This is a genomic window from Bacillus sp. mrc49, from assembly GCF_002803435.1.
The window spans coordinates 1-720 of sequence record NZ_PHNG01000619.1; the positions used below are offsets into that span (position 1 = coordinate 1).

Consider the following 720-nt stretch of genomic DNA (forward strand, 5'->3'; position numbering starts at 1 on the left):
GCCAGCATCTCCAAATTGAAATTCCGAGATGGCAAGGAATATCCGAACTTCAACTGGATGCTGCCAGGCCTTATATTCGAATATAAAGGCGTGGACGGGCTGAAAACGGGATCCACTGAATATGCCGGCTATGGCCATACAGGTACGGTCATACGGGATGGTCAACGCTATATCACGGTTGTCATGAAGTCCACTAATAAGAATCAACGTTTTGCGGACAGCACCAAGCTGATGGACTATGCGTATGCAACCTTCAAAAAAGAAAAAGTCCTTCCAGCCAAGTATCAGGTGAAAGGGGAAGAAACCCTTTCAGTTGTTAAAGGTAAGGAAAAAAGCGTCAAGATCGAATCAGAAAAAGCAATTGAGCTGCTAGTAGAAAATGGCGGTAAAGATAACTATAAAACCGATCTAGTGATCGATAAAAACAAATTGAACGAAGCCGGTAAGCTGACGGCACCAATCAAAAAAGGTGAAAAGCTCGGCTACATCACCGTCACTCCTAAAAAGGGCGAAGATTACGGGTACATTAACGGCAATTCAACAAAAGTTAATGTCGTAGCTGCCGAAACGGTAGAAAAAGCAAATTGGTTCGTATTATCCATGCGGGCAGTTGGCGGATTCTTCGGGGATGTATGGAGCAGTGTAGCTTCAACTGTTAAAGGTTGGTTTTAATATTCGTGTATAAAAGTGTTGCGTAATGTATAAAATTATAGTACATTA

The 720-nt window shown here is 42.4% G+C and carries 1 pseudogene; it reads left to right on the forward strand.

The window, feature by feature from the left end:
• Positions 1 to 672: pseudogene (locus CVN76_RS06440) on the forward strand (D-alanyl-D-alanine carboxypeptidase); the annotation flags it as partial.
• Between the last annotated feature and the right edge of the window lie 48 nt (positions 673 to 720).